3 protein-coding genes are annotated in these 2,369 nt (G+C 48.3%); 2 read left to right on the top strand and 1 reads right to left on the bottom strand.

All coding sequences use genetic code 11. From position 1 onward, the window contains the following. Positions 1-288: 288 nt before the first annotated feature. Both R7Q47_RS23210 and R7Q47_RS23205 read left to right on the top strand, forming a co-directional pair. Positions 289-666 (top strand): hypothetical protein, encoded by a 378-nt coding sequence (locus R7Q47_RS23210; RefSeq protein ID WP_285438855.1) that lies wholly within the window; start codon positions 289-291, stop codon positions 664-666. A 17-nt stretch (positions 667-683) separates the two neighbouring features. Further along, positions 684-2,069: a class II fumarate hydratase gene (locus R7Q47_RS23205; protein ID WP_140210918.1), complete on the top strand. Its 1,386-nt coding sequence runs from the start codon at positions 684-686 to the stop codon at positions 2,067-2,069. 87 nt (positions 2,070-2,156) lie between these two features. On the opposite strand, the gene R7Q47_RS23200 is transcribed toward R7Q47_RS23205, so the two are convergent. Then, a partial coding sequence (locus tag R7Q47_RS23200; RefSeq protein WP_318089402.1) for a hypothetical protein occupies positions 2,157-2,369 on the bottom strand: 213 nt, incomplete at its 5' end.

Here is a 2,369-nt window from a genome sequence, read left to right as displayed (position 1 = left end):
CCAACCTCCGCAGAGAGCTGGTTACGAGTCGTTATCCAAGCCGAAGGCACGCTTTACTACGGCGAAACACAAACAGCATTTGTGAAATACGAAACCTTGTTTACTGAGTAACATTACGCTGCGAATCCTTCTAAACAACGGATAAGCTTTGCTGCGGGATGAAAACCCAACCATTTCTGCCGATGCGACTGCGTCGGCTTTTTTATATCTAATCTTGTCGAAAATAGAGGGTTGCTAATTTATTTTTAATTGATAATAATTATCATTATCTAATTAATTGAGGCAGATATGAAACGCAGAAAGGACATATTCAACGCCTTCTTCAAAGCGCAAGATCGCTTCCAACTTGCCGCGCCAAGTGGCTTTGAGCCCGACGTCATTCATGACTATATTCATTGGGGTATGGTGTTGTCATCCAGCTATGAGCATGAAGCAGAAGATGAAAACTTACTCTTGTGCGAACTGTTTTTGCGCCAAGTGTATTTCCACCTTCTCGAAGCGATTCAAGACCCAACTCGCACTCGTACATTTCGCCGAGTCTGCCTTGATTCGGTTCACACGCCCTTATTCTGCCTCAAACGTTACTACTATCAGTTTGAACATGGCGACGTAAAGTTTCTCCAATTACAACAACAATTACGCCGCATTCAGACTTCTCTTGATTAAACGAAAGGAACCCTACTATGACCACCGAATTTCGTATTGAAACCGACAGCATGGGCGAAGTAAAAGTCCCGGCGAATGCCTTGTATCAAGCGCAAACTCAGCGCGCTATCGATAACTTCGCATTCAGCCAGCACACCATGCCAAGCGGTTTCATCCAAGCTTTAGCCCACATCAAACAGACGGCAGCACTGACCAACGCACAACTAGGGTTACTAGAAGGTGATATTGCTAATGCGATTGCAGACGCTGCGCAAGCCATTATTGATGGCCAGCATCTCGATCAGTTCCCTATCGACCTGTTCCAAACCGGTTCTGGGACAAGCTCCAACATGAACGCCAATGAAGTGATTGCCACGCTCGCGTCTGAATTGCTTGGCGGCAACGTCAATCCGAATGACCACGTTAACATGGGTCAAAGCAGTAACGATGTGGTGCCGACGGCGATTCAAGTCAGCTCAGCACTTGCTATTGAACACAAGTTGTTGCCTGGACTGGCTCATCTTAGCCAAAGCCTAGAAACCAAGAAGCAAGCTTTGCAAGGCGTGGTAAAAACAGGCCGAACCCATTTGATGGACGCCATGCCAATCACTTTCGCGCAAGAGCTGGGCGGCTGGCAATTCCAGATTGAACACGCTAAACAAGCCATTGAACAAACACTGCCGATGGTGAAAGCCCTTGCTCAAGGGGGCACTGCCGTTGGCACAGGGATCAACGCCGATCCGCGTTTTGCCTCTCTGTTTGCAGACAACCTCACTCAGTCCACTCGAGTCACCTTTACTTCAAGCGACAATTTCTTCTTCAACCTCAGCAGCCAGGATGCGATCGTCGCACTGTCTGGACAGCTCAAAACAGCAGCAGTTGCGATCATGAAGATCGCAAACGATCTTCGCTGGATGAACTCTGGCCCATTGGCTGGCTTGGGTGAAATCGAACTGCAAGGCTTACAGCCGGGTTCATCAATCATGCCGGGCAAAGTAAACCCGGTTATCCCTGAAGCCGCAGCTATGGCGTCAGCGCAAGTGATTGGCAACGACGCAACCATCACCATCGCGGGTCAGTCTGGCAACTTCCAGTTGAATGTTATGCTACCCGTGATTGCACATAATATTTTGGAGAGCATTGAGCTCGTTGCGAACAGTGCGACCGCCCTTGCCGATAAGGCGATTGCGACCTTTGACGTTCGACAAGATAACCTCGATATTGCTTTGGCCAAGAATCCGATTTTAGTCACCGCACTAAACCCGGTGATCGGGTATTTAAAAGCGGCCGAAGTGGCGAAAAAAGCCTACAAACAAGGACGAGCCATCATTGATGTGGCCGAAGAGGAAACGGATTTAGACCGCGAAACGCTTGAAAGGCTGCTTAATCCAGCCAAATTGACTCAAGGTGGCGTGGCTGAGTAAAGCACCGCTTTGAAGATCCGCAGAATACAAAGAGACCTCTCATTGGAGGTCTCTTATTATCTGGCTCATGCGTTCAACTTACCTAAGCTACGCGACTCGATTGAGCACCGAGCGCAATTTGAGTGGCTTAACTGGTTTGGCAATAAAGCTGAAACCGTTCGCTTTGATGCCTTCCATCATATCGTCAGTACGGTCAGCACTGATGATCACCCCTTCAAAACGATTCCCCAGACGCAAACGACACTGTTGCAACACTTCTAACCCCGTACGTCCGTTATCCAATCGATAATCAGAGAAAAT

This window comes from Vibrio sp. Vb0349 (assembly GCF_033338975.1).
The sequence above is the reverse complement of the archived record's forward strand: the minus strand, read 5'-3'. Positions and strand labels throughout refer to the sequence as shown.

Coding starts and splice junctions, on each gene's coding strand:
- R7Q47_RS23210 (WP_285438855.1), top strand. CDS start 289: ATGAAACGCAGAAAGGACATATTCAACGCCTTCTTCAAAGCGCAAGAT.
- R7Q47_RS23205 (WP_140210918.1), top strand. CDS start 684: ATGACCACCGAATTTCGTATTGAAACCGACAGCATGGGCGAAGTAAAA.